At 63.4% G+C, this 24,938-nt stretch carries 21 protein-coding genes and 2 tRNA genes; 10 read left to right on the top strand and 13 right to left on the bottom strand.

Annotation, left to right across the window (positions count from 1 at the left end; translation table 11 throughout):
• Positions 1 to 538: peptidylprolyl isomerase (locus AB4Y86_RS00545; protein WP_441399413.1), on the bottom strand; the 538-nt coding region annotated here is incomplete at its 3' end.
• Positions 539 to 693: 155 nt separating this feature from the next.
• Here AB4Y86_RS00545 and AB4Y86_RS00540 point away from each other — a divergent pair.
• Together AB4Y86_RS00540 and AB4Y86_RS00535 are read left to right on the top strand one after the other, a co-directional pair.
• A complete protein-coding gene (locus tag AB4Y86_RS00540; RefSeq protein WP_441399412.1) occupies positions 694 to 1,611 on the top strand; it encodes a hypothetical protein in 918 nt (305 codons plus the stop codon).
• Between the two features lie 171 nt (positions 1,612 to 1,782).
• Complete coding sequence (locus AB4Y86_RS00535; protein WP_441399411.1) at positions 1,783 to 2,658, top strand: glycosyltransferase; 876 nt, start codon at positions 1,783 to 1,785, stop codon at positions 2,656 to 2,658.
• A gap of 21 nt (positions 2,659 to 2,679) precedes the next feature.
• Here the strand turns inward: AB4Y86_RS00535 and AB4Y86_RS00530 are convergent, their stop codons facing one another.
• The 12 genes from AB4Y86_RS00530 to dnaA all read right to left on the bottom strand — a co-directional run bounded on the left by AB4Y86_RS00530 (position 2,680) and on the right by dnaA (position 16,050).
• Complete coding sequence (locus AB4Y86_RS00530) at positions 2,680 to 3,594, bottom strand: DMT family transporter (protein WP_441399410.1); 915 nt, start codon at positions 3,592 to 3,594, stop codon at positions 2,680 to 2,682.
• 121 nt (positions 3,595 to 3,715) lie between these two features.
• Positions 3,716 to 3,791: transfer RNA gene (locus tag AB4Y86_RS00525), tRNA-Ala, on the bottom strand.
• Between the two features lie 71 nt (positions 3,792 to 3,862).
• Complete coding sequence (locus AB4Y86_RS00520) at positions 3,863 to 3,979, bottom strand: DLW-39 family protein (protein WP_441399409.1); 117 nt, start codon at positions 3,977 to 3,979, stop codon at positions 3,863 to 3,865.
• Between the two features lie 60 nt (positions 3,980 to 4,039).
• Positions 4,040 to 4,113, bottom strand: a tRNA-Ile gene (locus tag AB4Y86_RS00515).
• Between the two features lie 98 nt (positions 4,114 to 4,211).
• A complete protein-coding gene (locus tag AB4Y86_RS00510) occupies positions 4,212 to 4,811 on the bottom strand; it encodes a DUF3566 domain-containing protein (protein ID WP_441399408.1) in 600 nt (199 codons plus the stop codon).
• Positions 4,808 to 7,516, bottom strand: a complete 2,709-nt coding sequence (gene gyrA, locus AB4Y86_RS00505; RefSeq protein ID WP_441399407.1) for a DNA gyrase subunit A — start codon at positions 7,514 to 7,516, stop codon at positions 4,808 to 4,810. The genes AB4Y86_RS00510 and gyrA overlap by 4 nt, the downstream gene beginning before the upstream one ends.
• Before the next feature lie 54 nt (positions 7,517 to 7,570).
• Positions 7,571 to 9,658, bottom strand: a complete 2,088-nt coding sequence (gyrB, locus tag AB4Y86_RS00500) for a DNA topoisomerase (ATP-hydrolyzing) subunit B (RefSeq protein WP_441399406.1) — start codon at positions 9,656 to 9,658, stop codon at positions 7,571 to 7,573.
• Positions 9,659 to 10,069: 411 nt separating this feature from the next.
• Positions 10,070 to 10,630, bottom strand: coding sequence for a DUF721 domain-containing protein (locus tag AB4Y86_RS00495; RefSeq protein WP_441399405.1), 561 nt, complete (start codon positions 10,628 to 10,630; stop codon positions 10,070 to 10,072).
• A gap of 16 nt (positions 10,631 to 10,646) precedes the next feature.
• Positions 10,647 to 11,852, bottom strand: a complete 1,206-nt coding sequence (gene recF, locus AB4Y86_RS00490; RefSeq protein WP_441399404.1) for a DNA replication/repair protein RecF — start codon at positions 11,850 to 11,852, stop codon at positions 10,647 to 10,649.
• A gap of 23 nt (positions 11,853 to 11,875) precedes the next feature.
• Entirely contained in the window at positions 11,876 to 12,760 is an 885-nt protein-coding gene (gene gnd, locus AB4Y86_RS00485; protein WP_441399403.1) for a phosphogluconate dehydrogenase (NAD(+)-dependent, decarboxylating), read from the bottom strand.
• A gap of 157 nt (positions 12,761 to 12,917) precedes the next feature.
• On the bottom strand, positions 12,918 to 14,042 hold the full coding sequence (gene dnaN / locus AB4Y86_RS00480) for a DNA polymerase III subunit beta (protein ID WP_441399402.1): 1,125 nt from the start codon (positions 14,040 to 14,042) through the stop codon (positions 12,918 to 12,920).
• 586 nt (positions 14,043 to 14,628) lie between these two features.
• Entirely contained in the window at positions 14,629 to 16,050 is a 1,422-nt protein-coding gene (dnaA, locus tag AB4Y86_RS00475; RefSeq protein WP_441399401.1) for a chromosomal replication initiator protein DnaA, read from the bottom strand.
• Between the two features lie 466 nt (positions 16,051 to 16,516).
• Here dnaA and rpmH point away from each other — a divergent pair, with 466 nt between their 5' ends.
• The 8 genes from rpmH to AB4Y86_RS00435 all read left to right on the top strand — a co-directional run bounded on the left by rpmH (position 16,517) and on the right by AB4Y86_RS00435 (position 22,284).
• Positions 16,517 to 16,654 carry a 50S ribosomal protein L34 gene (gene rpmH / locus AB4Y86_RS00470; protein WP_003800212.1) on the top strand — a complete coding sequence of 46 codons (138 nt, stop codon included), beginning with the start codon at positions 16,517 to 16,519 and terminating at the stop codon, positions 16,652 to 16,654.
• A 41-nt stretch (positions 16,655 to 16,695) separates the two neighbouring features.
• The gene (gene rnpA, locus AB4Y86_RS00465) at positions 16,696 to 17,106 is read left to right on the top strand and encodes a ribonuclease P protein component (protein ID WP_441399400.1); all 411 of its coding nucleotides are present in this window, start codon (positions 16,696 to 16,698) and stop codon (positions 17,104 to 17,106) included.
• Positions 17,099 to 17,506, top strand: a complete 408-nt coding sequence (gene yidD / locus AB4Y86_RS00460) for a membrane protein insertion efficiency factor YidD (protein ID WP_441399399.1) — start codon at positions 17,099 to 17,101, stop codon at positions 17,504 to 17,506. Before rnpA ends, yidD begins: the two co-directional genes overlap by 8 nt.
• 16 nt (positions 17,507 to 17,522) lie before the next feature.
• Positions 17,523 to 18,488, top strand: coding sequence for a membrane protein insertase YidC (gene yidC / locus AB4Y86_RS00455; protein ID WP_441399398.1), 966 nt, complete (start codon positions 17,523 to 17,525; stop codon positions 18,486 to 18,488).
• Positions 18,488 to 19,111 carry a Jag family protein gene (locus AB4Y86_RS00450; protein WP_441399397.1) on the top strand — a complete coding sequence of 208 codons (624 nt, stop codon included), beginning with the start codon at positions 18,488 to 18,490 and terminating at the stop codon, positions 19,109 to 19,111. The genes yidC and AB4Y86_RS00450 overlap by 1 nt, the downstream gene beginning before the upstream one ends.
• Before the next feature lie 17 nt (positions 19,112 to 19,128).
• A complete protein-coding gene (gene rsmG, locus AB4Y86_RS00445) occupies positions 19,129 to 19,779 on the top strand; it encodes a 16S rRNA (guanine(527)-N(7))-methyltransferase RsmG (RefSeq protein WP_441399396.1) in 651 nt (216 codons plus the stop codon).
• An 85-nt stretch (positions 19,780 to 19,864) separates the two neighbouring features.
• Positions 19,865 to 20,932 (top strand): ParA family protein, encoded by a 1,068-nt coding sequence (locus AB4Y86_RS00440; RefSeq protein WP_441399395.1) that lies wholly within the window; start codon positions 19,865 to 19,867, stop codon positions 20,930 to 20,932.
• A gap of 68 nt (positions 20,933 to 21,000) precedes the next feature.
• Positions 21,001 to 22,284: a ParB/RepB/Spo0J family partition protein gene (locus AB4Y86_RS00435; RefSeq protein ID WP_441399394.1), complete on the top strand. Its 1,284-nt coding sequence runs from the start codon at positions 21,001 to 21,003 to the stop codon at positions 22,282 to 22,284.
• Positions 22,285 to 24,938 lie beyond the last annotated feature (2,654 nt).

The raw sequence follows: 24,938 nt of genomic DNA, 5'->3' as shown, positions 1-24,938 counted from the left end.
GTTCTACGTCGATGCTGTTGATGACGACGTCCTCGACCGGACGGTCGCCCATGCCGGTACGGACGCCCTCAATGGCATCCACGACCTTCTTGGACTCCTCGTCCGCCACCTCGCCGAAAATGCTGTGCTTGCCCTGCAGCCAGCCGGTCGGGATGGTGGTGATGAAGAACTGGGATCCGTTGGTGCCGCGGCCCATCTGGATGCCGGCGTTGGCCATGGCCAGCTTGTACGGTTCGTTGAAGGTCAGTTCCGGGTGGATTTCGTCGTCGAACTTATAGCCCGGTCCGCCGACGCCCCGCCCGAGCGGGTCGCCGGCCTGGATCATGAAGTCCTTGATGATGCGGTGGAAGATGGTGCCGTTGTAGAGCGGCGTACCGGTCTTGTCTTCACCGCTCTCCGGGTGCGTCCAGGCCTGTTCGCCGGTGGCCAGGCCGACGAAGTTGTTCACGGTCTTGGGCGCGTGGTTGCCGAAGAGGTTGACGACGATGTCGCCGAGGCTCGTGTGAATGGTTGCTTTTGCAGTTGCGATGGCAGTCATGGGGCCTATTCTTCCACGGCGGCGACCTGTGCACAGGGGCGCGCAGGTAGTTCCGCGCTGGGTGAAATCCGGCCAAAATCCGTCCGAAGAATAGCCGGTGGAGTCCCAGACCCGTAGGCTAACTGCAGAACCGTCACATTAATCGGGAGGTAGTTGTGAAGAAAACGGATCGTATGGCCCGCGAGCTGGAGCAGTCAGTCAGCAGCGCAGTAGAAAACGCCAAGGACTGGGCCGCCCCGCGGGTCGAGGCGGCGGTCGACTGGGCCGTTCCGCGCCTGCAGCAGAGTCTGGACACCGCTTCCCCCAAGATCCAGGAGGGCCTCAAGTCGGCGGCCCACAACCTGGCCGGCGGCGTTGCGACCGTGACCCCCCGCCTTCAGGACGGGTTGGCCCAGCTGGCGCCGAAGATCCACGACGCCGTTGACAGCGCCACCCCCCGCCTGCACGACGCCCTGGACAAAGCCGCTCCGGTGATCGCCAACGCGCGGGACCGCGTCGTCGGAGATTACCTGCCCAAGCTCTCCGACCAGATCGGTTTGGCCTCCGAGGCGGTTCACCGCACCCTCGAAGGTGCGCCGGCCCACGTGGATGCGGTGGCGCAGCGGCTGGTTGACTCCGGTGTTATCCGCAACTTCCAGGAGCAGGTGCAGTCGGCCAGCCAGCAGGTCAACGCCGCTGCGGCCGAAGCCAGCCGTGCCGCCACGGGTAAGCTCGCCCAGCCGCAGAAGCCCAAACATCGCGGGTTCCTGATCTTCGGCGTCATCGCCGCGGCCGCAGCCGCCGGCGTCGCCGCGTGGAAGGCTTCCAAGCCCATCGAGGACCCGTGGAAGACCCCCGCCCCCGTTACCCCGGCGACGCCCGCCCCGGTTCCGGCCACGACGGTCACCGAGGTTAAGGAAAGCGCCAAGGAGGCCTCCGCGGACGCAACTGCCGCGGCCGTTTCCGGCGCAGACAAAGCGGCGGACGCCTCGGCAGAGGCAGCGAAGTCCGAGGAATCCGCGGACGCGGCCGATACCGCGGCCGTGAAGCCGGATGCCGCCGGGACCCTGAACGGCGACAACAAGCTCAAGTAGGGACCGGACACGAAACGCGAGCCCGCCAACCGGCCGGACAGCCCGGCCGGACGGGCAACAGCTCAAGGAGGGATTCCGCCGCTGGCGCAGTCCCTCCTTAGCTTTCAAATTGGTGTGCCGCTGTGCCAGTCAGCGGAAGCCAAAGCCCATGCAGGTGCTAAATTTGGGGTGATGTCACCCGAAAAATCCTCCCTGGATGCCTTTGACGATGCTGTACAGCCGGCGGCTGTCTCTATCGTCATCCCGGCGTACAACGAGGAAAGCGTCATCCGACAGTGCCTGATTGCCGCCGTCTATCAGTCCGTTCCCGCGCACGAGATCATCGTGGTGGACAACATGTCCAAGGACCGAACGGCGGACATCGTCCGGCAGATGCAGTTGGAATATCCGGAGAGCCCCATCGTCCTGCTCAGCCAGGACCAGGACCAGGGCCTCATCCCCACCCGGAACTACGGCCTTGACCACGCCACCGGCGGAGTCCTGGGCAGGATTGACGCCGACTCGGTGCTGGAACCGGACTGGGTGGAGCAGGTCCAGAAGGCATTCGCGGATGAGTCCGTGCACGCTGCCACCGGCCCTGTGGTGTACTACGACATGCCGATGCGGCGCTTCGGCCTCAAGGCCGACGACAAGATGCGTCAGTTCATGCTCAAACTGGCCAAGCACCAATACCACTTCCTCTTCGGCTCCAACATGGCGCTGCGGCGCTCCGCTTGGGAAACGATCCGGCTGGACACCTGCCGGGATGAGAAGGACGAGATGCATGAGGACATCGACCTCTCCTTGCATCTTGCCGACCACGAGCTCCGGATCCAGTACTGGCCGCAGATGGTCTCCGGCATGTCGGCACGCCGGCTCGAGGATTCGCCCCGCGACTACCGCTACTACGTCACGCGGTTCGACCGGACCTACAAGGCGCACAACGTCAAGAAGATGGCGCTGAAGGCACCCATGGTGGTGTTTTTCTCGGTCTACTTCCCGGCTAAGCTGCTGCGGGCCATTCACACCGTGAACACGGCCCAGCCGGCCCGCCGCGGCGGCCAGTAGCCCGACGGGCCGGCCGCCGCGTCAGTCCGTTCCGAGCTCCGCCAGCCGTGCGGCGTCGCGCCGCACTACATGGGCGCGGCGTTGCCCCGCCACGACGACGCCGAGCCCCACCAGGATCATTCCCAGGCCGGCGTAGGTTCCGGCGGGGAGGGTCTCATCCAGGAACACGGCCGCCAGCAGCGCAGCCCCCGGAATTTCCAGCAGGATGATCATCGAAACCAGCAGCGGGCTCATCGTGGCCAGCAAATGGTTGAAGGCGGTGTGTCCCACCAGCTGCGCGCACACCGTGATGGCCAGGATTCCCAGCCAGCCGGTGGCGTCGAATCCGGCCAGCGGCTGTCCGGCCGCAAGGGCCAGCACGGCCACCACGGCGGCGCACATGCCGTAGCAGAGCGTCGTGTAGACGCCGGTGCCCATCGTCTGCCGGGCCTTGCCGCCAGCCAGCGTGTAGATTCCCGCCAGCATGCCGCCGACGACGGCGAGGAGATCGCCCGTGAGGGCCTCCGGCGAGCTTCCCATGTCGAAGCCGGTAATGGCCACCACCCCGCCAAAGGCGAGGCCCAGTCCGGCGAGGACCTGCCAGCTGTGCCGGACGCCGCGGAACAGCTGGAACACCGCGATCCAGCCTGATTGCAGGCAGACGAGGGCCGTCGCGGCCGCCACCGAGGTCAGTTGCAGGGAGGTGATGAAACAAGCGAAGTGCAAAGCCAGCGCAACCGCGGCGGCAAGGGACCAGCGGAACTCGCTGGCCCTGACCCGGCCGAACTGGCGCGGCTCCCGGACCAACACCGGACCTGCCATGACCACGGCGGCTATGGCGTTGCGCCAGAATGCTATTGCGAGGGCACTGACGGAGGTCGCGCCCAGGGTGGCGGCGATCAAGGGGCCGGACGAGGCGACGCCCAGCACGCCGAGCGCCGCGAGGAAGAAGTTCACGAGTCAACAGTAGTGTGCCGGCGGAGGCGTTCGGCCCGTAGGCCAGGTCAAGCCCCGGGGCCGGCCTGGCGGAATGCAAATGGTCCCGGCCAGCATTTCTGCTGACCGGGACCATTTCCTATGGTGGAGGCACGGGGACTCGAACCCCGAACCCCCTGCTTGCAAAGCAGGTGCGCTACCAATTGCGCCATGCCCCCATAAGAAGCAACCCGTCAATCATACCCCGGTGCCGGCGAGCCGTTTCCAGCTTTCCCTGCGGGGATCGGAGCTAATCAACCGTGTCGGTTGACTTGCTCCAAACTGCCTTCCGGGCCTCGGATTCCTGTACCTTCTTGTAGAGCAGGACGCCTGCGATCGTGGCTGCGACTACCAGCAACTTCTTCACACGCACCCCGTTCCGGGTTCAGTTTTAAGTGAACCTTTACAAGAACCGGTACCGGTTCCGTGGGCGTACCAGGACTTGAACCTGGGACCTCTTCGTTATCAGCGAAGCGCTCTAACCGCCTGAGCTATACGCCCCGATGCCTCATCGGGCCGAGATATGACTTTACAGCACATCCCGGCCCGATCTCAAATCGAGGCAATTCCCCCGGGATTCCCGGCGGAAAGTACGGGTTCTAGTCGTCCGTGAGGGTGACGCCGATGCCGCCCACGAGGGTGGCTGCGATGTTGTAAAGCACTGCCGACAACATCGAAAGCGCGGTCAGCAGGACCACGTTGATCACCGCAATGATGACCGCGAAGGATGCGACCTGACCCAGGGAGGCAACCTTTTTCAGTTCGAAGCCGCCGCTTTCGGTGCCCGCGAGGGTGCCAAGCAGTCCGTCGACCTGGTCAAAGATGCCGGTCAGGTCCAGGACGGTCCAGAGCACGATCGCGGCGACGACGGTAACGATGCCAAGGGCCACCGAGAGCAGGAAGGCCATCTTGAGCACAGACCAGGGCTCCACCTTGCTGACCAGCAGGCGCGCGCGGCGCACCTTGGCCTTCGGGGCGGGCTTGACGAGGCCCGGTTGCGCCGGGCGCTGGCCGGGGGCCGCCGGACGCTGGCCCTGGCCGGGTGGCCGCTGGCCGGGCACGGCGGGACGTTGCCCCGCACCCGCGGCGGCGGGGCGCTGCTGGGGCCGCGACGGCGCGTTTACCCGGGGAGCCGCTGCCGGCTGCCGGGAGCCGCCGGGGCCGCTGCTCGACTTGGGATAGGAGTCGGAATTACTCACGCATTACCTCCGGTGTTGTCTTCGTCCAGTTCGGCATTGCCTGATGACTCATCTGACTCCGGGACCGGTACTGATTCTGTCTCTGCAGACCCCTCATGCGATCCGCTAGCTCCAGCCAACGTTACGTCATCCTGCCCCGGAGCCGGAGCTTCCACGTCGTTTTCGAGCGCAGATTCCTCGCTCTCGAGGCCGCGTTCGCTGTTCCGGGCCACCGCAATGATCCGGTCGTTCTTGTCCGGCTTGGCAAAGATTACGCCCATGGTGTCGCGGCCCTTGGCGGGGACCCCGCTCACTGCGGAGCGCACCACCTTGCCGCCTTCCATGACCACCAGGACTTCGTCTTCTTCCTGGACGATCAGCGCGCCGGCGAGGTGGCCGCGTTCCTCCTGGTACTTGCCGACCTTGATGCCGAGGCCGCCGCGGCCCTGCAGGCGGTATTCCTCGACGGCGGTGCGCTTCGCGTAGCCGCCCTCGGTCACGATGAACACAAAGGATCCGTCCGTGACCACGTCGGCCGCCAGGAGCTCGTCGTCTTCGCGGAACTTCATCCCGGTCACGCCGGAGGTTGCCCGGCCCATCGGGCGCAGGGCCTCGTCCGTCGCGGTGAAGCGGATCGATTGGCCCCTGCGGGACACCAACATGAGATCATCCGTCTCGGACACCAGCTGGGCGGAGACGAGCTCATCGCCGTCGCGCAGGTTGATGGCGATCACGCCGGCGGAACGGTTGGTGTCGTAGTCTTCCAGGCGCGTTTTTTTGACCAGCCCGCGCTTGGTGGCAAGCACCAGGTACGGCGCGTGCTGGTAATCCCGTAGATCCAGCACCTGCGCGATGTGCTCATCCGGCTGGAACGCCAGGAGGTTCGCGACGTGCTGCCCCTTCGCGTCGCGGGCGGCTTCAACCAGTTCGTACGCCTTGGCGCGGTAGACCCGGCCCAGGTTGGTGAAGAAAAGCAGCCAGTGGTGGGTCGTGGTGACGAAGAAGTGCTCCACGACGTCGTCGCCGCGCAGTTGGGCGCCCTTGATGCCCTTGCCGCCGCGCTGCTGGGAACGGTAGTTGTCGCTGCGGGTGCGCTTGACGTAGCCGCCCCGGGTGATGGTGACCACCATTTCCTCTTCGGGGATCAGGTCTTCGATCGACATGTCGCCGTCGTAGCCCATCAGGATCGCGGTCCTGCGGTCGTCGCCGTGCTTGGCCACAATTTCAGCAAGTTCGGTGCTGATGATCTCCCGCTGACGCTGCTCGGAGGCCAGGATCGAGGTGTACTCGGCGATGGCAGCTTCCAGTTCGGCGTGCTTGTCCTGGATCTTCTGGCGTTCCAGGGCGGCCAGCCGGCGCAGCTGCATGTCCAGGATGGCGCGGGCCTGCAGCTCGTCGATGGCCAGCAGCTCCATCAAGCCGTCGCGCGCCGCCTCGGTGGTGTTGGACGCCCGGATCAATGCGATGACCTCGTCGAGCGCGTCGAGCGCCTTGAGGAGGGCGCGCAGGATGTGGGCTTCCTCTTCCGCCTTCCGCAGACGGTACCGGGTGCGCCGTGCGATGACGTCCATCTGGTGCGTGACCCAGTGCCGGATGAAGGCATCGAGGCTCAGGGTGCGCGGCACGCCGTCGACGATGGCCAGCATGTTGGCCGGGAAATTGTCCTGCAGCTGGGTGTGCTTGTAGAGGTTGTTCAGCACCACCTTGGCGACGGCGTCGCGCTTGAGCACGATCACGAGGCGCTGGCCGGTGCGGCCGGAGGTCTCGTCGCGGAGGTCGGCGATGCCCGAGATCTTGCCGTCCTTGACCAGTTCGGCGATCTTGATGGCCAGGTTGTCCGGGTTGGCCTGGTACGGCAGTTCGGTAACCACCAGGCAGGTCCGGCCCTGAAGTTCCTCGACGTTGACCACGGCGCGCATGGTGATGGAGCCACGACCCGTGCGGTACGCGTCCTCGATTCCCTTGCGGCCGAGGATCGTGGCACCGGTCGGGAAGTCGGGTCCCTTAATGCGCACCATCAGCTCTTCGAGCAGTTCTTCGCGGCTGGCGGTGGGGTTGGCCAGATACCACTGGACTCCGTCGGCAACCTCGCGGAGGTTATGCGGCGGAATGTTAGTGGCCATACCGACGGCGATGCCCGAGGAGCCGTTCACCAGCAGGTTCGGGAACCGCGCCGGAAGGATCGTGGGTTCCTGGTTCTTGCCGTCGTAGTTGTCCTGGAAGTCGACGGTTTCCTCGTCAATATCCCGGACCATTTCCATGGCCAGTTGGGCCATCTTGGTCTCGGTGTACCGCGGGGCGGCGGCACCGTCATTGCCGGGCGAACCGAAGTTCCCCTGGCCCAATGCCAGGGGGTAGCGCATCGTCCAGTCTTGGATGAGGCGGACCAGCGCATCGTAGATAGCCGTATCGCCGTGCGGGTGGTACTGGCCCATGACCTCGCCGACCACACGCGCGCACTTGTTGAAGGACCGCTCCGGGCGGTAGCCGCCATCGAACATGGCGTAGATCACGCGGCGGTGCACCGGCTTAAGTCCGTCGCGAACGTCCGGCAGGGCCCGGCCCACAATGACGGCCATCGCGTAGTCGAGGTAGGACCGTTGCATTTCCGTCTGCAGGTCGACCTGCTCGACACGGTCGGTCAGCACATCGGTGTCAAGAACGTTGCCTTCGAGCACGGATTCAGCGCCGGATTCGGCGGGAACTTCAGGTGTTTCGTCACTCATTGTCTATTTTCCGTTTCAGGTATATACCGGTTCGAGAATATTAGGCGGCGCGCGCTAAATATCCAGGAACCGGACGTCCTTGGCGTTCTGCTGAATGAAGTTACGGCGGGACTCGACGTCCTCACCCATCAGCGTGGCGAAGACCTGGTCGGCGGCCAGGGCGTCGTCCATGGTGACCTGCAGCAGCGTGCGGTGGTCCGGATCCATGGTGGTGTCCCACAGTTCGGTGTAGTCCATCTCGCCGAGCCCCTTGTAGCGCTGGATCCCGTTGTCCTTGGGGATACGCCGTCCGGCGGCCTGGCCCGAGACCAGCTTCGCGTCGCGCTCCCGGTCGCTGTAGACGTAGTCATGCGGGGCGTTTGACCATTTGATCCGGTACAGCGGCGGCTGTGCGAGGTACACGTAGCCGTTCTCGATCAGCGGCCGCATGTAGCGGAACAGCAACGTCATCAGCAGGGTGGTGATGTGCTGGCCGTCGACGTCGGCATCGGCCATCAGGACGATCTTGTGGTAGCGGAGCTTGGACATATCGAAGTCCTCGCCGATGCCGGTGCCGAACGCCGTGATCATCGACTGGACCTCGGCATTGCCCAGCGCCTTGTCCAGCCGGGCGCGTTCCACATTCAGGATCTTGCCGCGCAGCGGCAGGATCGCCTGGGTCTCGGGGTTGCGCCCGCGCTTGGCCGAACCACCCGCCGAGTCGCCCTCCACGATGTAGACCTCGCACTTTTGCGGATCTTTGGAAGAGCAGTCCGAGAGCTTGCCCGGCATGCCGAAGGACTCGAGCGGACTCTTGCGCCGCGCGTTATCGCGCGCCTTGCGGGCCGCCATGCGGGCCTGGGCGGCGGAGATCGCCTTGCGGATGACGTCGCGGGCCGGACCCGGGTTACGCTCCAGCCAGTCACCGAGACCGTCGGTGACCACGCGCTGGACAAAGCCCTTGACCTCGGAGTTGCCCAGCTTGGTTTTAGTCTGACCTTCGAACTGCKGTTCCGCGAGCTTGACGGAGATGACGGCGGTCAGGCCCTCCCGGATATCGTCGCCGGTGAGGTTGTCGTCCTTTTCCTTGATGATGCTCTTCTCCCGCGCGTAGCGGTTGATGAGCGAAGTCATCGCAGCACGGAACCCCTCTTCGTGGGTTCCGCCCTCGTGGGTGTTGATGGTGTTGGCGTAGGTGTGGACGCTCTCGGAGTACGCGTTGGTCCACTGCATCGCCATTTCCAGGGCGATGTGCCGTTCCTTGTCTTCGGTTTCAAAGGCGATGACGTCTTCGTGGACGACTTCGACCTTCTTACCCGAGTTCAAGTGCTTCACGTAGTCCAGCAGGCCGTCGTCGTACTGGTACACCACCGTGTGGAAGTCCGCGGGCACCTCTCCCTCGGTTTCGATGACGTCGAGGTCCAGGTCCGCATCGTCGGAGGGCTCCTCGGCGGCGCGGCGCTCGTCGGTCAGCGTGATGCGCAGGCCCTTGTTCAAGAAGGCCATCTGCTGGAAACGGGCCCGCAGGGTCTCGAAATCGAACACCGTGGACTCAAATATGGTGGCGTCCGGGTAGAACGTCTGGATGGTGCCGGTCTCATTGGTTTCTTCGCCCATGACCAGGCCGCCCTGCGGCTTGCCGCCGTCGGCAAAAGACATCCGCCAGACGTGGCCCTGCCGGCGCACCTCCGTATCGACGCGGCTGGAGAGCGCGTTCACCACGGAAATGCCGACTCCGTGCAGACCGCCGGAGACCGCGTAACCGCCACCGCCGAACTTTCCGCCGGCGTGCAAGATGGTCATGACCACTTCCACCGTCGGCTTGTGCTCCGTGGGGTGCATGTCCACCGGAATGCCGCGGCCGTTGTCAACTACCTTGACGCCGCCGTCGGCCTGCAGAACGATCTCAATGTGGGTGCAGTAACCGGCCAGCGCCTCGTCGACCGAGTTGTCCACCACTTCATAGACCAGATGGTGCAGGCCGCGCGGGCCGGTGGAGCCGATGTACATGCCGGGGCGTTTCCGGACAGCTTCCAGGCCCTCGAGCACCGTGATGTCGCTGGCACCGTATTCGCGGGGCGTCACCTCCGCTGCCGGGGTGACCGCCGCTGAGGCCACTGCCGTTGGATCGACTGCCGGGAATTCTGTACTGTCGTTAGCCACAGGCGCTTTCGACTCCTCTACGTTCGTTGAAGGCCGGCGGTAGCCAAATCCCGAGGGAACGGCAAAACGCCAACAGGCACGTCACTGATGGCGCTGGCAGCATCACTCGTGAGAACCGATCTCCGCGCAGAAAAAAATCGCGTCGGAAACGGACTCAGTCGACGTTTCACCGGCGCCCAGTTATCTATCTCGATTCTACCGTGTTATACACCGGAAACCCGCATTTTGGAGCCTCAAACGGCGGGCAAAGTACCGCTGGGAGGCCGTTGGCTCCGCCTCCAAGGCTCCAGGGGTGCTCCGGCTGGGTTCCTATACGAATCCGGGTCCCTAGAGCGCCCTACACGGCGCTTGTCGATTTTTCAATGCTTTTGGAAGAAGCGCTTCAGGCCCGGGTCCCCGAGGGCCGCGCAACTACCCGTAGGTGTCGCGGGGGCCGCGGCCGTTCACAGTCCGCAGTCCCTTGCGCCAGCTGGGCGCCGCGGGACCAAGCACCTGGATGCTCGTCACGACGCCGTCACCAAGTTCGACCCGGAATTTTTCCAATAGGCTCAGGCTCAGCAGGCGCAGCTGGGTGGCCCACGCCGTCGAATCGCAACGCACGTGCAGGGTCGTGTCGGTAAAGCTTTCCGGCGTGCAGTGCGCGGAAATTTCCGGTCCCACAAGGGCCGGCCACTGTGCCATGACGGAGCCGACCGCGACCGGGGAACTCCAGCCCCGTTCGGCTACCAGCCTTCCCACCACTTTGCCGAGCCCCAGCGGATCCCGTCCGGTGCCGTGGAACTGGCTGAAGCCGCGGGTGCGGGTGCCGCGGGCCGGTTTTTGGCTGGCGCTGCCGGGACGTGCCGGGTACTTGCGGCGGATTTCCCCGCGTGCTGCCGCAGCATCGCGCATCCGGTTCAGTGCGGCCTGAGCGGCGTCGATGTCGTCCGGGTCGCGTCCCGGCTGCAGGCCGCCGTCGGTGTCCTTATTCATCGCAATCTATCGCAATTCATCGTTTGTCCGGCTCATCGATTCCTCCCGGAATGACCTTCACGCGCCGTCCGGCCAGTTCCGCCGGGATGTCGTCCTCGACGGCGGCGGTCACCAGTACCTGTTCCGCGCCGGATACTATTGCCGCCAGTTTACGCCGCCGCTGGACGTCCAATTCGGCAAAAACATCGTCCAGGATCAGGATCGGCGCGGATCCGCCGGTCCGCGTATCGTCCAGCATCACGTAGTACGAGGCCAGCCGCAGGGCCAGGCACATGGACCAGGTTTCGCCGTGCGAGGCATACCCCTTCGCCGGGGCCTGCCCGAGGATCAGTTCCAAGTCGTCGCGGTGCGGACCCACCAGGGAAACGCCGCGTTCCAGTTCCTTGCGGCGCGACGCGGCGAAGGCCCGGACGTAACGGTCGGTCAGTTCGGCGACGCCCAGCAAGCGCAGGTCTTCGAGCCCGGCTGCCGGTGTTCCCGTCGCGTCGACGGCAGGCACCTCCCCGTCGTCGTCGACCAAACCCTGCAAGTTGGAGCGGTACACCGCGCCCGCCGCCTTGGACCCGTCCGTGAGCTGGCCGTATGCGTTGTGCAGGTGCGGCAGCAGCCGGTCCACCAGCTCAAGCCGCGCGTGCAGGAGTTCCGCACCGGCCCGGGCCATATGTTGGTCCCAGACGTCGAGGGTTGCCTCGTGGCCGGCGGTGAACTTGCCCGCACGGCCGGATTTCAGCAGCGCATTGCGTTGTTTGAGGACCCGGTCGTAGTCGCTGCGGGTGGCGGCGTGCCGGGGTGCCAGGCTGACCAAGAGCTCATCCAGGAAACGGCGCCGGTTGGACGGATCGCCCTTGACCAAGGCGAGGTCTTCGGGGGCGAAGAGCACTGTTTGGCAGATGCCCAGGATGTCCCTGGCCCGGACCGGATTGCTGCGGTTGATCCGGGCACGGTTTGCGCGGCCGCCGTTGATTTCCAGCTCCAGCACGGTGGACTGGACGCCGCGGACCAGCTTGGCCCGGATCATCGCCCGCTCGGTGCCGAAGCGCAGCAGCGGCGCGTCCGAACTGACCCGGTGCGAACTGAGTGTAGCGAGGTAGCCGATCGCTTCCATCAGGTTGGTCTTGCCGATCCCGTTGGCGCCCACGAGCACTGTGACGCCCGGTTCCAGGCCGAGATCCACCTGGCTGTAACTGCGGAAATCTGTTAGCGAAAGTTGTTCTAGGTACACGCCGGTTTCAGGGACTCCGGGCGTTACTTGGCTGGCCGGGTGGCGTGGCCGCCGAACTGGTGCCGCAGCGCGGAAACCATCTTCATCGCCGGCGAACTGTCTTCGCGGGAGGAGAATCGCGCGAACAATGCCGCGGTGATGGCCGGGGCCGGCACCGCGTTGGCGATCGCTTCCTCGACAGTCCAGCGCCCCTCACCGGAATCCTCGACGTAGTCGTCGATTGATTCCAGTCCCGGATCCTCGTCCAGGGCCTTCACCATGAGATCGAGCAACCAGGACCGGACGACGGTCCCCTTTTGCCAGGCTCGGAAGGTGCCCGGCAAATCGTTCACGATGTCCTTGGCCGCGAGGAGCTCGTAGCCTTCCGCGTAGGCCTGCATCAGGCCGTAYTCGATGCCGTTGTGCACCATCTTGRCGWAGTGTCCSGCGCCCGCGCCGCCCACGTGCACGAAGCTGTCCGCGCGGTCGCCTTCGGGCCGGAGGGCATCAAAGACCGGCAACGCGCGCTCGATGTCGGCCGCGTCGCCGCCAGCCATCAGGCCGTAGCCGTTTTGGAGTCCCCAGACGCCGCCGGAAACACCGCAGTCGGCGAAGCGGATGCCCTTTTCGGCCAGCGCTGCCGCGTGCTTCTGGTCTTCGGTGAAGCGTGAGTTACCGCCGTCAATCACGAGGTCGCCGGCGTCGAGCTTGTTGCCGAGTTCGGTGATCACTGCTCCGGTGATCTCGCCGGAGGGGACCATGACCCAGATCAGCCGGGGCGCCGGAACGGCGGCAATCAGCTCATCCACGGTGGCGACGTCGGTGACGTCCGGGTTGCGGTCGAAGCCGGTGACTTGGATTCCACCCTTGCGCATCCGTTCGCGCATGTTGAAACCCATTTTGCCAAGGCCGATCAGTCCGATGTGCACGGTGTGAACTCTTTTCTGCGCTGGTGGTTAGGGGTGGGCGGCGCCCAACTGACTCGCATTAGGTGTCGCTTTGAGGGTTCAAAACGACAACGTCTGCGTGGGCCCACGCCGCCAAGGTTCCCTGGCCGAGCTTGCGAGGCGAGGGTGGCGGTGGGGACTAGTTGGGCAGGCGGACCGGCATGACCAGGTAACGGTAGTCATCCTGGTCGTCACCGTCGGCGTCCTGCTGCGCGGTGATCATCGCCGGCTTCGGGGCCGTGGTGAAGGAAAACCTGACGAACTTGGTCTCGATGACGCTCAGGCCCTCGATGAGGTAGTGCGGGTTGAAGGCGACCGTGATGTCCTCACCGGTCAGCTGGGCTTCGAGTTCTTCGGAAGCCTGGGCGTCTTCGCCGGTTCCGGCGTCGAGGTGCAGCTGTCCCTGGGTAAACGCGAGCCGCACGGGAGTGTTTCGTTCGGCCACGAGCGAGACACGCCGGACGGCTTCGACCAGTTCCTGGGTCTGCACCGTGGCGTGGATCGGGGTGGAATCCGGGAAGAGCGAGCGGATCTTGGGGTAGTCGCCATCAACCAGGAGCGACGTCGTGGTGCGGCCCCCGCTTTCGAACCCGATCAGCCGGCTGTCGTCGTCGGCCAGGGCGAGGTTGATGTCGCCGCTGCCGCCGAGCGTCTTGGCAACTTCGTTGAGGGTTTTGGCCTTCACCAGCGCGCTGGTGGAAATGCCCGGGGTCGCCGGCTTCCACGGTACTTCGCGCATGGCGAGCCGGTAGCGGTCGGTGGCCAGCAGTGTGATCAGGTCGTCTTCGATTTCCATCCGGACACCGGTCAGGATGGGCAGAGTGTCGTCCTTGCTGGCAGCGATGATCACCTGCGAGACGGCCTGGGCGAACGAGTCACCGGCCACCGTGCCGCTGATCGGGGGCAGCGCAGGCAGCGGCGGGTATTCGGCTTCCGGCATGGTGGCCAGGTGGAAGCTGCTGCGGCGGCAACTGAGGGTGACTTTGTTGCCATCGGTTTCGATCTCGACCGGCGCGGAGGGCAGGCTGCGGCAAATGTCGGCCAACAGGCGTCCGGAAACCAGGATGGTGCCCTCGGTGGTGATGTCAGCCGGAATTTCGAGACGGGCCGAGGTCTCGTAGTCAAAGCTCGACAGGCTGACGGTGCCGGCTTCAGCCTTGAGCAGGAGGCCGGACAGTACCGGAACGGGCGGCCGCGGAGACAACGACCGGGCGGTCCAAGTCACGGCTTCGGCCAGGACGTCCCGCTCGACTCTGAACTTCACGGAAGGGTGCCGCCTTTCATTGCTGCTGACATCACTAAAAAATCATTGGACCACGGCATTTCCGGCGGTTCTACCGGGTCGGCCAAGAGGCAAGTACATGCGTCCCGGGTCTTCGTGCTGGCTCCGGTTTCGGGGTCCGAATTACAAGAGGGTGTCCGGGACGGACGCACTGCAGACAGCTTAGCCCCAAGAGCGGAGTTCTCCCATCCCCGGGTTACACCAGTGTGGTTCCGTCCGGGGCTTCCCGGCGGCGGGTCAGCTCGGTCCAAACCGGGCGTCGTGGGGCGGCACAGAAACTGTTGTTTGAGGGAATTTCATTTTCTTGGGATTAGTAGTGTTAATAACTCCTGTGGAAACTGTGGATAACTTCGTCTGGCCGTGTGTTTCCGGGGTTAAGCCCTGTTCATGGACTGTGGGCGGAGCAGGTTTTAAACAGGGTGTGGATGGGGACAACATTTTTGCCCACATCGCTGATCCACAGGCGCCTTAAGGGTTTTAAGCCCATTAAGCGCCGTTGTCCCCTTAACTATCCACAGGGTTGTCCACAGCCTCCTGTTAATAAGGTAGGAGATGGCGGCGCATCCCCTCAGGAATTGCGCTGTTGCTGCTTGATCCGGTTGGTCAGCTCGGTCACCTGGTTGTAGATCACGCGGCGCTCAGCCATGAGCTCGCGGATCTTCCGATCGGCGTGGATCACCGTGGTGTGGTCGCGGCCGCCGAGTTCCTGGCCAATCTTGGGCAACGACATGTCGGTCAGTTCGCGGCACAGGTACATTGCGATCTGCCGAGCGGTGACCAGCGTGCGGGTGCGGGACTTACTGCAAAGTTCTTCCATGCTGAGCTTGAAGTAATCAGCCGTCTGGGTAAGGATCTGGGCCGAAGTGATCTCCTGGGCGCCGTCGTCGGTGATCAGGTCCTTGAGCACCATTTCGGCGAGGCCCACGTCCACCGGTTGCCGGTTGAGGCTCGCGAACGCCGTGACCCGGATCAGCGCGCCCTCAAGTTCACGGATGTTGCTCGAGATCTTCGAAGCGATGTACTCCAGGGCGTCGTCCGGGGCGGAGAGGCCTTCGCTAAGGGCCTTCTTCCGCAGGATGGCGATGCGGGTTTCCAGCTCGGGAGGCTGGATATCAGTAAGCAATCCCCACTCAAAGCGTGATTTCAGGCGGTCCCCGAAGCCGGCGAGCTGCTTCGGCGGCAGATCCGAGGTGATGACCACCTGCTTGTTGTTGTTGTGCAGCGCATTGAAGGTGTGGAAGAACTCCTCCATGGTGGCGTCCTTGCCGGCCAGGAACTGGATGTCATCGATCAGCAGCACGTCCACGTTGCGGTAGGTGGTCTTGAAGCTGGTGCCCTCATCGTCGCGGATCGAGTTGATGAAGTCGTTGGTGAATTCCTCGGAGTTGACGTAGCGGACCCGGATGCCGCTGTACAGCCGGCGGGCGTAGTGCCCGATCGCATGCAGCAGGTGGGTCTTGCCCAAGCCGGAATCGCCGTAGATGAAGAGGGGGTTGTATGCCTTCGCGGGCGCTTCGGCGACGGCGACGGCGGCGGCGTGCGCAAAGCGGTTGGAGGACCCAATCACGAAGGTGTCGAAGATGTACTTCGGGTTGAGCCGGCCGAATTCCTGGGACGTGCTCGGCAGCATGGGCTGGGGTTTCAGTTCGACCATGGGATCGGCGGCCAAGGACAGTTCCGCCGCGGGCTCCGGCTCAACATGCAGCGGCACCAGGTCAGTGTCGACGTCGATAGCGCAACGGATTTCGTCGGAGAAAACGTCCCGGAGGGCATCATCGAGGGCGTCCTTGACCTGGGTCTGGAGGACTTCCCGGGTGAGTTCGTTGGGCACCGCCACCAGCAAGGTGGAACCGATCAGGCCCTGGGCCTGGGCGAGGATGACGAAGCCACGCTGCCGGGGTGTGACGCGGTGATCATTCTCCAGAAGGCTGACAACCCGCCGCCAGGAACTTCCGACGGTGTTTGCGTGGTTGGCTTCGTCTACCGTCATCAATCAGTTCCTCAAACCTTGCTTGCCTGCGTTACCTGCAGCCACCAGACCTGAACCAGGGAGCTGGCCCCGGCTTAATCCACAGGGTTGTGCACAGTCCGTGGATAATCGGCTACTGGGACACTCTAGGTGATGAAAAGCCTAGAAGATAGCTGGGATCAAGCCTGTGGATAATCACACCGGTGTAGTTCGAAAACGAGGTGCGTGACGCAGTTCATCCACAGGCAACAGGGCGGGTTAACCACAGCTGGGGACAGGCGCCAGAGCCGCTCCCGGTTTGACTATGGAGGCATTTTTCGCCTAACGTTGTGAAGTCCTTTGTGTCCGCTTTCCGCCTCATTGAATCTCTCCCGACGCCTGCGTCTTGCGAGTCGAGGGTGGCGGCACATACAAAACTTAGCGTCGGCCAGTTCTTCCCCTTTTGTTGTTCGGGTGGGCGCACCTTTGATCCACTGGAGTAACTAACGTGAGCAAGCGGACTTTTCAGCCGAATAACCGCCGTCGAGCCAAGAAGCACGGCTTCCGCCTTCGTATGCGTACCCGTGCCGGCCGTGCCATCCTGGCAGCCCGTCGTGGCAAGGGCCGCACCGAGCTGTCGGCCTAAATAACTGACTCGTCGGTCACCATCCCTATGCGAGTCGAACGGTGCTAGCCACCCGGAACCGTCTGAGGACCTCAACCGATTTTTCAACAACTGTACGTTCCGGCGTCCGCAATGGACGCCGGAACTTAGTRTTATATACGGCAGCTCTCGCTGCCGGTGAACCAAGCCGGATCGGTTTCATCGTTTCCAAGAGTGTCGGGAACGCTGTTGTCAGGAACCTCGTTAAGAGGAGACTAAGAGAAGCCGGCGCATTGTCGCTGCAGAAATATCCCAGCGGGTTCGCTATCGTGGTCCGGGCACTGCCCGCCTCGGCAGCAGCTGGCTGGGATGACCTGTTGAGCGATTACAGCGCCGCTTTGGAGACAACCCTGAAACGGTTGGGCAGCCGCCTTCCACAGGCCGCTTCTACAGTTTCTTACGAGAGAACACAGGAAGGGACCCAGCGTGCGTAACTCGACTGCCGCCGTCGTCCCCGAACGTGGATTTCGTCTCGAAGCCGCCGCAGCGTGGGTGGGCCGCATGATCTGGAACCTGCCCCGCAACCTCCTCATCCTGTTGCTGATGGCCTACCGCAAGGTGGTCTCCCCGTTGTACGGACAGGTCTGCCGGTTCTTCCCGAGCTGCTCCGCGTACGCGCTGGAAGCGATCACGGTGCACGGCGCCGTCAAGGGCAGCTGGCTCGCGGCGCGGCGCCTCGCACGTTGCCACCCATGGAATTCCGGCGGTGTGGACCATGTCCCCGCCGGGCACCGGGAGTGGCCCGAAGGCCGCACCCCCACAATTGTTGTGCTGAATAACCCGGACAAGTACCTGGCTGCTGAGTCTGATGGAGAAGGCCGTTTTGCGGCCTGACGAATAGGGATATCGTATGGACTTTATTGGAACAATAATGGCCCCGTTCAAGTGGCTGGTTTCCATCATCATGATCGGATTCCACGATGGCCTCAGCGCTATCGGGCTGCCAGCTGCCAACGGCTGGACCTGGACACTCTCCATCATCGGGCTGGTGCTGGTGATCCGCGCAGCCTTGATTCCCGTCTTCGTCAAGCAGATCAAGGCCCAGCGCGGCATGCAGTTGTTGCAGCCGGACCTGAAGAAGCTCCAGGACAAGTACAAGGGCAAGACCGACCAACTCTCCCGCCAGGCGATGGCGCAAGAGCAGATGGCCATGTACAAGAAACACGGGACGAACCCGTTTTCCGCCTGCCTGCCGATGCTGATCCAGATGCCGTTCTTCTTCGCGCTGTTCCAGGTGCTCTCCGGAATTTCGGCCGCGAAGGACCAAGGCGCCGGCATCGGGGCCATGAGTCATGAGCAGGTGGTGGAATTCGACGCCTCCAGCATCTTCGGTGCTCCGCTGTCCGCTGCACTGCTGCACGGCGGGGCCACCAATGTGGCCGTCGTCGTCCTTAGCGTCGTCATGATCCTTGCGATGACCGCCTCGCAGTTCATCACGCAGAAGCAGATCATGGCCAAGAACATGTCCGATGAGGCCATGGCGAGCCCGTTCATGCGGCAGCAAAAGATGATGCTGTACATTCTGCCGCTGGTCTTTGGTGTCGGTGGCATCAACTTCCCCATCGGTGTCCTGATCTACTGGACCACGACCAACCTGTGGACCATGGGACAGCAGTTCTTCGTCATTCGCCGGATGCCGACGCCCGGGTCCCCCGCCGCCAGGGCCCTCGCCGAACGCCGTGCCGCCAGGGGCCTGCCGGCCCATCCGCTGACAGGCGCCAAGAAGGCCGACGCCGAGGCTGAAGCGGCTGCCGCCGCTATCGCCACGAAGAGCCAGCGCGTCCAGCCCCAGCGCAAGAACAGGAAGAGGAAGTAATGTCTGCCGAGAGCACCGAAAACGCTATTTCCGCCGACGCGCCTGCGCAGGACGAAGTTCAGGATGAACTTCAGAATGAGGTCCTGGACGACGGCGCAGCGGATGCCCCGAATGACTCCGACGGCGCCGGTCTGGCGGCCGGGAAGGGTTCCTCGACGAGCCGTCTGGAGGAAGAAGGCGACGTCGCCGCAGACTACCTCGAGGAACTTCTGGACATTGCCGACATCGATGGCGACATCGACATTGAGGTCCGCAATGGCCGCACCTACATCTCCATCGTCGCCGAGGAGGAAGGCACCGGCCTGGAAAACCTGGTTGGCCGGGATGGTGAGGTGCTGGAGGCGCTCCAGGAATTGACCCGCTTAGCGGTGCTCTCCGCCACGGAGAACCGCTCCCGCCTGGTGCTGGACATCAACGGCTACCGTGCGGACCGCGCCGGTGACCTGCAGCAGATTGCCGAAGACGCCATTGCTTCGGTAAAGGCGTCGGGTGAGCCTGTCGCACTGGCACCGATGAGTGCCTACGAACGAAAGATCGTGCACGACACCGTCGCCGACCTGGGATTCGTGAGCGAGTCTGAAGGCGAAGGTGCCGACCGGCACATCGTTGTCTCCGCAGACTGAATCCGCGGGATAGCTTGATGGTGGAAATTACCGCGGCCGAACTAAAGGCCGCCGAAGTTATTTTTGGTGACCGGCTTGAGTTGGCTAAGCGCTACGTCGAGCATTTGGCTACCTCCGGCACCGAACGCGGCCTGATCGGGCCACGGGAAGTGCCCCGGCTGTGGAGCCGGCACGTCCTCAACTGCGCTGTCATCGAACGTGAGATCGCCCCCGGAAGCCACGTAGCCGACGTCGGCAGCGGTGCCGGCCTTCCGGGGCTATGCCTTGCCATCGCGCGGCCGGATCTGGAGCTCACCCTGATCGAACCGCTTGAGCGTCGAGTGATCTGGCTGCAGGAAGTGGTCGATGACCTCGGCTTGGACAACGTGACGGTGATGCGGACAAGGGCCGAACTGGCAGTGGGCCTGGTGACGACCGACGTCGTCACCGCCCGGGCCGTTTCAGCTCTGTCAAACCTCGCCGGGCTGACCATTCCGCTGCTCGCCGGCAAGGGCGAGGTTGTCGCCATCAAGGGACGGAGCGCCGGGGAGGAAATTGAAAAGGCGGCCAAAGTGATTCGTAAGCTCGGCGGCGTGGAGACCTCCGTGGTGGTGGTCGGCGAGGACATTCTCGAAGAACCGACCACGGTAGTCAGAATCATTGTGAATAAGCCTCGAAAGATTGCGTAGCACCAGCCCGGTGCCCTCGGTCTGCTTGGGGAAGAGGTTAGGCTAGTAACCGGCAGCAACAGCCGAATGAGAGTGAGAGTGTCCAGTGAGCAGTAGCGAAGCCTCCACACAACGGATTCCGCCGTTTGTGTCCCTGGGGTCAGCGCGGGCCTTTGCAGCGCCCGCTATCGCTCATGGCATCTCCGCTAAGCAAACGGTATCGGTTGCTGGAGCTGCCGTTTCCGCAGGCGTTTCACGTGAAACCCACGCCTCCTCGATCAGCAACGTACTGGACTCCATTGACGATTCAAGTCCGATTGCGCGCGAGCTCGCCCACGAGAACAAGCGCCGCGAGCGGCTGCTGGGACGCGAACTGCCGAAACCGGAGAAGACCCGAATCTTCACGGTTTCAAACCAGAAGGGCGGGGTGGGTAAGACCACCACCACGGTCAACATCGCCGCCGCCCTGGCGGCCGCTGGCCTCAACGTGCTGGTGATCGACATCGATCCGCAGGGCAACGCCTCCACCGCATTGGGAATCGAACACCACGCCGAAGTCGACAGCATTTACGACGTGCTCATCAACGACGTGCCGCTGCAGGACGTCGTGGCGCCGTGCCCGGACATTGCCAAGCTGATCTGCGCCCCGGCTACGATCCACCTGGCCGGTGCGGAGATCGAGCTCGTCAGCCTGGTGGCCCGCGAGCAGCGACTGCGGCGAGCCATCGACGTCTACGCCAAGGAACGGGCCAAAAACGGCGAGGAGCGGCTCGACTACATCTTTATCGATTGCCCGCCGAGCCTAGGACTCCTGACGGTTAACGCGTTCTGTGCGGCCGGTGAAGTCCTGATCCCGATCCAGTGCGAGTACTACGCGCTGGAGGGGCTGAGCCAACTGCTCAAGAACATCGAGATGATTCAGAAGCACCTCAACGCGGATCTAGTGGTCTCTACCATCCTGCTCACGATGTACGACGGGCGGACTAACCTCGCGGCGCAAGTGGCCGCGGAGGTCCGTGAACACTTCCCGGAGCAGRTGCTCGGGGCTGTGGTTCCGCGCTCGGTCCGTATTTCCGAGGCACCGAGCTACCAACAGACTGTGATGACCTACGACCCTTCCTCCAGCGGCGCTCTATCCTATCTGGAAGCCGCAGCGGAAATTGCTGAACGTTAGAATCTTCTCAACAATTGCACTAGCCAGAGCCGGAGCATCCCGGGCTCTTCCACCGGAGGGATTTATCCATGAGCGATAAGCGACGCGGCCTCGGCCGCGGACTTGGCGCGCTGATTCCAAGTTCCGCCTCGGCTAACGCCTCCGGGAACGGGGCTGCTCCGTCCCGGCCTGTTGATCTCTTCTTTCCAGAGGCCAGGAAACGGACCCCGGATGCTGCGCTGACGGAAGAGTCGATTGCATCGGACGAACTTCAGGCTGAGCCACCCCAAGCAGAGAAGACGACGGCGTCTTCCACCCCTGAGTCATCTACCCGGACTTCCACCTCGGCCGCAACAAGTATTGTGGCGGAGACCGGATCTGGCACGGATGATACTCCGGCTGAATCTGTGCGCCCGGCTGTCAAGAGGAGCCCTGCACGAAAAGCTCCCACGTCAGGGAACGGATCCCGCGATGCAGCCGAGATCGACTTCACGCCCGAGCGCAAGCCGGCGGTAAACGATATTGCTGTGGACACTGGAATCGACCTGGTAGAGGTTCCTGGTGTCCGCTTTGCTGAAATCGCGGTCACGGACATTCATCCCAACCGCAAGCAGCCCCGCTCGGTCTTCGACGAGGACGACATGGCGGAGCTTGTTCACTCCGTTCGGGAAATCGGTGTCCTCCAGCCAATTGTGGTGCGGACTTCAACCGAAGAAGGTGGCGAACCCTACGAACTCGTCATGGGTGAGCGCCGCTGGCGTGCGGTGCAGGCGGCCGGGCTGGATACCATCCCGGCAATTGTCCGTGACACCACCGATGATGACCTGCTCCGCGATGCCCTGCTTGAGAACCTCCACCGTAGCCAGCTGAATCCGCTTGAAGAGGCGGCCGCGTACCAGCAGCTCCTCGAGGACTTCGGAACGACCCACGAGCAACTGGCCGACCGGATCGGCCGGTCGCGGCCTCAGGTCTCCAACACCTTGCGGCTGTTGAAGCTGCCGCCGCTGGTCCAACGGCGCGTGGGTGCCGGCGTTATTTCTGCCGGGCACGCTCGTGCACTCCTTGCTCTTCCTGATGCCGCTGCGATGGAACGCCTGGCCCAGAAGATCGTGGCTGAGGGCATGTCCGTCCGAGCCACTGAAGAGGCTGTGACGCTGTACCAAAGCCCCGCCTCTCCTACGAAGAACAACATCCCCCGCCCGGGAGCCCGTCACGAGCGTCTCGACTATCTGGCATCGTCGCTGTCCGATCGTCTGGACACCAACGTGAAGATTTCCCTCGGTGCGCGCAAAGGCCGTGTCAGTATCGAGTTCGCGAGTGTTGAAGACTTGAATCGGATCATGGAAGTTCTTAGCCCGGGGAACTCCAACTAGGACCTTTTCGCAGGCTGCTTCTCAGAGGACCCGTTTCACGTGAAACGGGTCCTGTTCTGTCTGCTCTTGTTTCGGCGGTTGGCCCGAAAAACTCCCTGAGCGACGGGTAGCTGAACAGGTGGCAGACCGGTCCCCTCAGCATCAACTCCGGCGGGTCTGCGCGCGAAGTGTTCCATTGAGGGTTGTTCCTCACGGTCAGCACCGATTCGCAGGCCTGTGAATCGCTCCCAAGTCGGTACATCCTAGAGTTGTCGGCCGTCAGACTGCTCCGGTGCCGCGGCGGGTATCGGGCCCAATATTGACCTTCAGAGGTCCTGGGCAGTGGCGTGGGCGCCCGGACGCGGACCCCTAAAGCAAGGAGGCACGCGGTAACATGGCTCACCAGAAGCGCGCGCAATGCGAATCGGGGCAATCTATGTGCCGAACTACAGCTTCCCAGCTCGCTGACTTGCAGCCCGACTGGAACCCTTTCCGGCCCGCCGGGACGTCCGCTCGCTTTGGGTGCGGTGGGAACACACATCCCTTCACCGCTGCACGCCGAATCGACCAGCGTTTCACGTGAAACATCCTTGGTCTCGCGGTTATCCGCTCGGCCCACTTTTGTTTCACGTGAAACGGGGCATGCCATAGCGGGTGCAGAGCTGCGTCTAGCAGGCACTGTACCCCGCTTGTGACCCCTTCGTGATTCACAACCTGTGAGCCGACTTAGTACGTGATGCGATTGCATGTGCCAGCTGCCCGTTGCGTCGTTCCATTGGCCGGCGGGCCCATTGCGTCGGAGCGCGTCCTCTTCGTCTTTCCCCTTCAGCGATGGGGCCCCCCGTATCTGTTTCACGTGAAACATTGCCGACGGCGCGGGGAACTGAAGACAAATGACTGGAGCCCCTTCTCCATCGCCGGTATTTGGCACTGCGAAGGTGACGTGTAACGGGATTGCAACCGCAGCTGGCTGAGCGGTKATGAGCTTGGGAATAGTGTGACCCCTCTCATTCACACTTCGGTAGCACCGCTGGGATCCAGGCCCTCGGCGAAGGGGCACTTACATCGTAATGCGGACGCCAGAATCGGCGTTAAGTATCAGGGCTGGTGGTGAACTCGCGCACGTAACTAGGCGTCGGAAACAGATGCTTGCGCGTTGTATTTCCTGCGCATGTCTAGGCTGCCAGACTTCGGCGTTGCACCAACTGCATGAGCCGGTTCCCCGCTATCAGGAGGCCGCGAACCGGTTTGTCCGTGTGCATCGCTTCTGCTGGCTCGGAGTGGGCCTACCGCGCCTCTCCCCGTACCCCGGTCAGGGGACGCCAGCGCCGTAGGCGCCGGAACGGACTAGGAGGCGTGAATCCTTTCCGCACCAGACCGGTTGCGGGGACGGCGGCAGATTCCGTCAGACCACTTGGGGAGGTGGTAGAACTTGAGGGCGGCGACGGCTCACGGAATACCGAGTCCTGCACGAACTACGTACTCCGGAGCCCGGGGATGGCCCAGCAAACAGGAAGATCCCTGCGCTCCTGATATGAGGCCTCGTAGTGCTGTTGGGCGGCTGCGGATTGCCATGGATCCAGACTGGGGTTAAGCACCGTAAGGCCATCTGACCGCCATATCTAAAGGGGCCAAAGGCTCACCTGGGCGCCGATGCCGTCGTGCCCGACACAGACGAGTCGCTCTGACACTGGCCACCAGTCCCCTGTTTGCCTGGTCCGCGTTGATTCTAGGATCGATGCAAATTTGAGTCGTCGCCGAAAACTTGGGTTTCGAAAACGGGCCGTCAATCTCTGGAGGCCGTTCCGATGCCTGCTAGCTTCGTGCCGCTCGGGCGAGCTGCAGTTGGTCAGGCGTCTCTCGGTCGGGACCCGTGTCCTTCCCATGTATCGTCAGTGCCGGTCGCTGGCTAGATCGCCGGGCTCTAGAGCCCAGCGACTCCGCCGCACGGCTCTGGCCGGGTGGCTGTGAGACAGGCCAGCCAGGACGTCAGGTCTGCGAACCGGGCCCGGATAGCCGGTGGATATCGCTGTGGATAACTTTGTGGAGATCTTCAAGCCGGCTGTGGATATACGCTGCCCAGCAAAACGCATCAGTGCTCCTGGCAAGCTAGGGCCGAACTCCGGCCCGGGAATTGAAGCGAGGCGTTTCACGTGAAACATTTCGCGCGCTACCGTCGATCTGCGCAAAGTTGGTCGGAGTAGCCCGAAATCACCACTTAAAGGCTAATTCCTAGCTCTTGCGAACATGAGCTAAGGAGGCACCGTTCTTGGACGGGCTGTCGTTGGCACATTCCTGCTCAGAGTGAAGGTGGGACGAGGTCGCCCGCAGCCGTGGAATGGCGCCCGATGGCGTGCTCGGCCTGTGGATAGAGCTGTGTGTAATCTCTCGTCGGGCTGTGGATAACTATGTGTATAAAGCTGGGCGGTGAGTGGCCGCGACGTCGGAGCGTCTGAGCCACCACCTTGCAACAGGCGAGGGGCTTGAACGCTTCGGAGGTGTCGGATGAGAGCGCTGACCGGATCCAGAACTGCGAACGCCATGCCCTTCCACGCTAACTGGGACGACCGCTGGCTGCATAGGTCCGAGGGGTGCTGGCGTATCTCGCTACCCCTGGAGTGGCGACGTCTGGTTGTCGAGCACGGCAGCACTCGTCGGTGCAGGCGCCCCATGGT

The sequence above is a fragment of the Arthrobacter sp. 2YAF22_2 genome, assembly GCF_052114645.1.
GTDB lineage: Bacteria > Actinomycetota > Actinomycetes > Actinomycetales > Micrococcaceae > Arthrobacter.
This window is presented reverse-complemented; position numbering and strand designations above follow the sequence as displayed.

Coding starts and splice junctions, on each gene's coding strand:
- AB4Y86_RS00450 (WP_441399397.1), top strand. CDS start 18,488: ATGTCTGCCGAGAGCACCGAAAACGCTATTTCCGCCGACGCGCCTGCG.
- rsmG (WP_441399396.1), top strand. CDS start 19,129: ATGGTGGAAATTACCGCGGCCGAACTAAAGGCCGCCGAAGTTATTTTT.
- gyrA (WP_441399407.1), bottom strand. CDS start 7,516: ATGAGTGACGAAACACCTGAAGTTCCCGCCGAATCCGGCGCTGAATCC.
- AB4Y86_RS00495 (WP_441399405.1), bottom strand. CDS start 10,630: ATGAATAAGGACACCGACGGCGGCCTGCAGCCGGGACGCGACCCGGAC.
- AB4Y86_RS00535 (WP_441399411.1), top strand. CDS start 1,783: ATGTCACCCGAAAAATCCTCCCTGGATGCCTTTGACGATGCTGTACAG.
- dnaA (WP_441399401.1), bottom strand. CDS start 16,050: ATGACGGTAGACGAAGCCAACCACGCAAACACCGTCGGAAGTTCCTGG.
- yidC (WP_441399398.1), top strand. CDS start 17,523: ATGGACTTTATTGGAACAATAATGGCCCCGTTCAAGTGGCTGGTTTCC.
- AB4Y86_RS00435 (WP_441399394.1), top strand. CDS start 21,001: ATGAGCGATAAGCGACGCGGCCTCGGCCGCGGACTTGGCGCGCTGATT.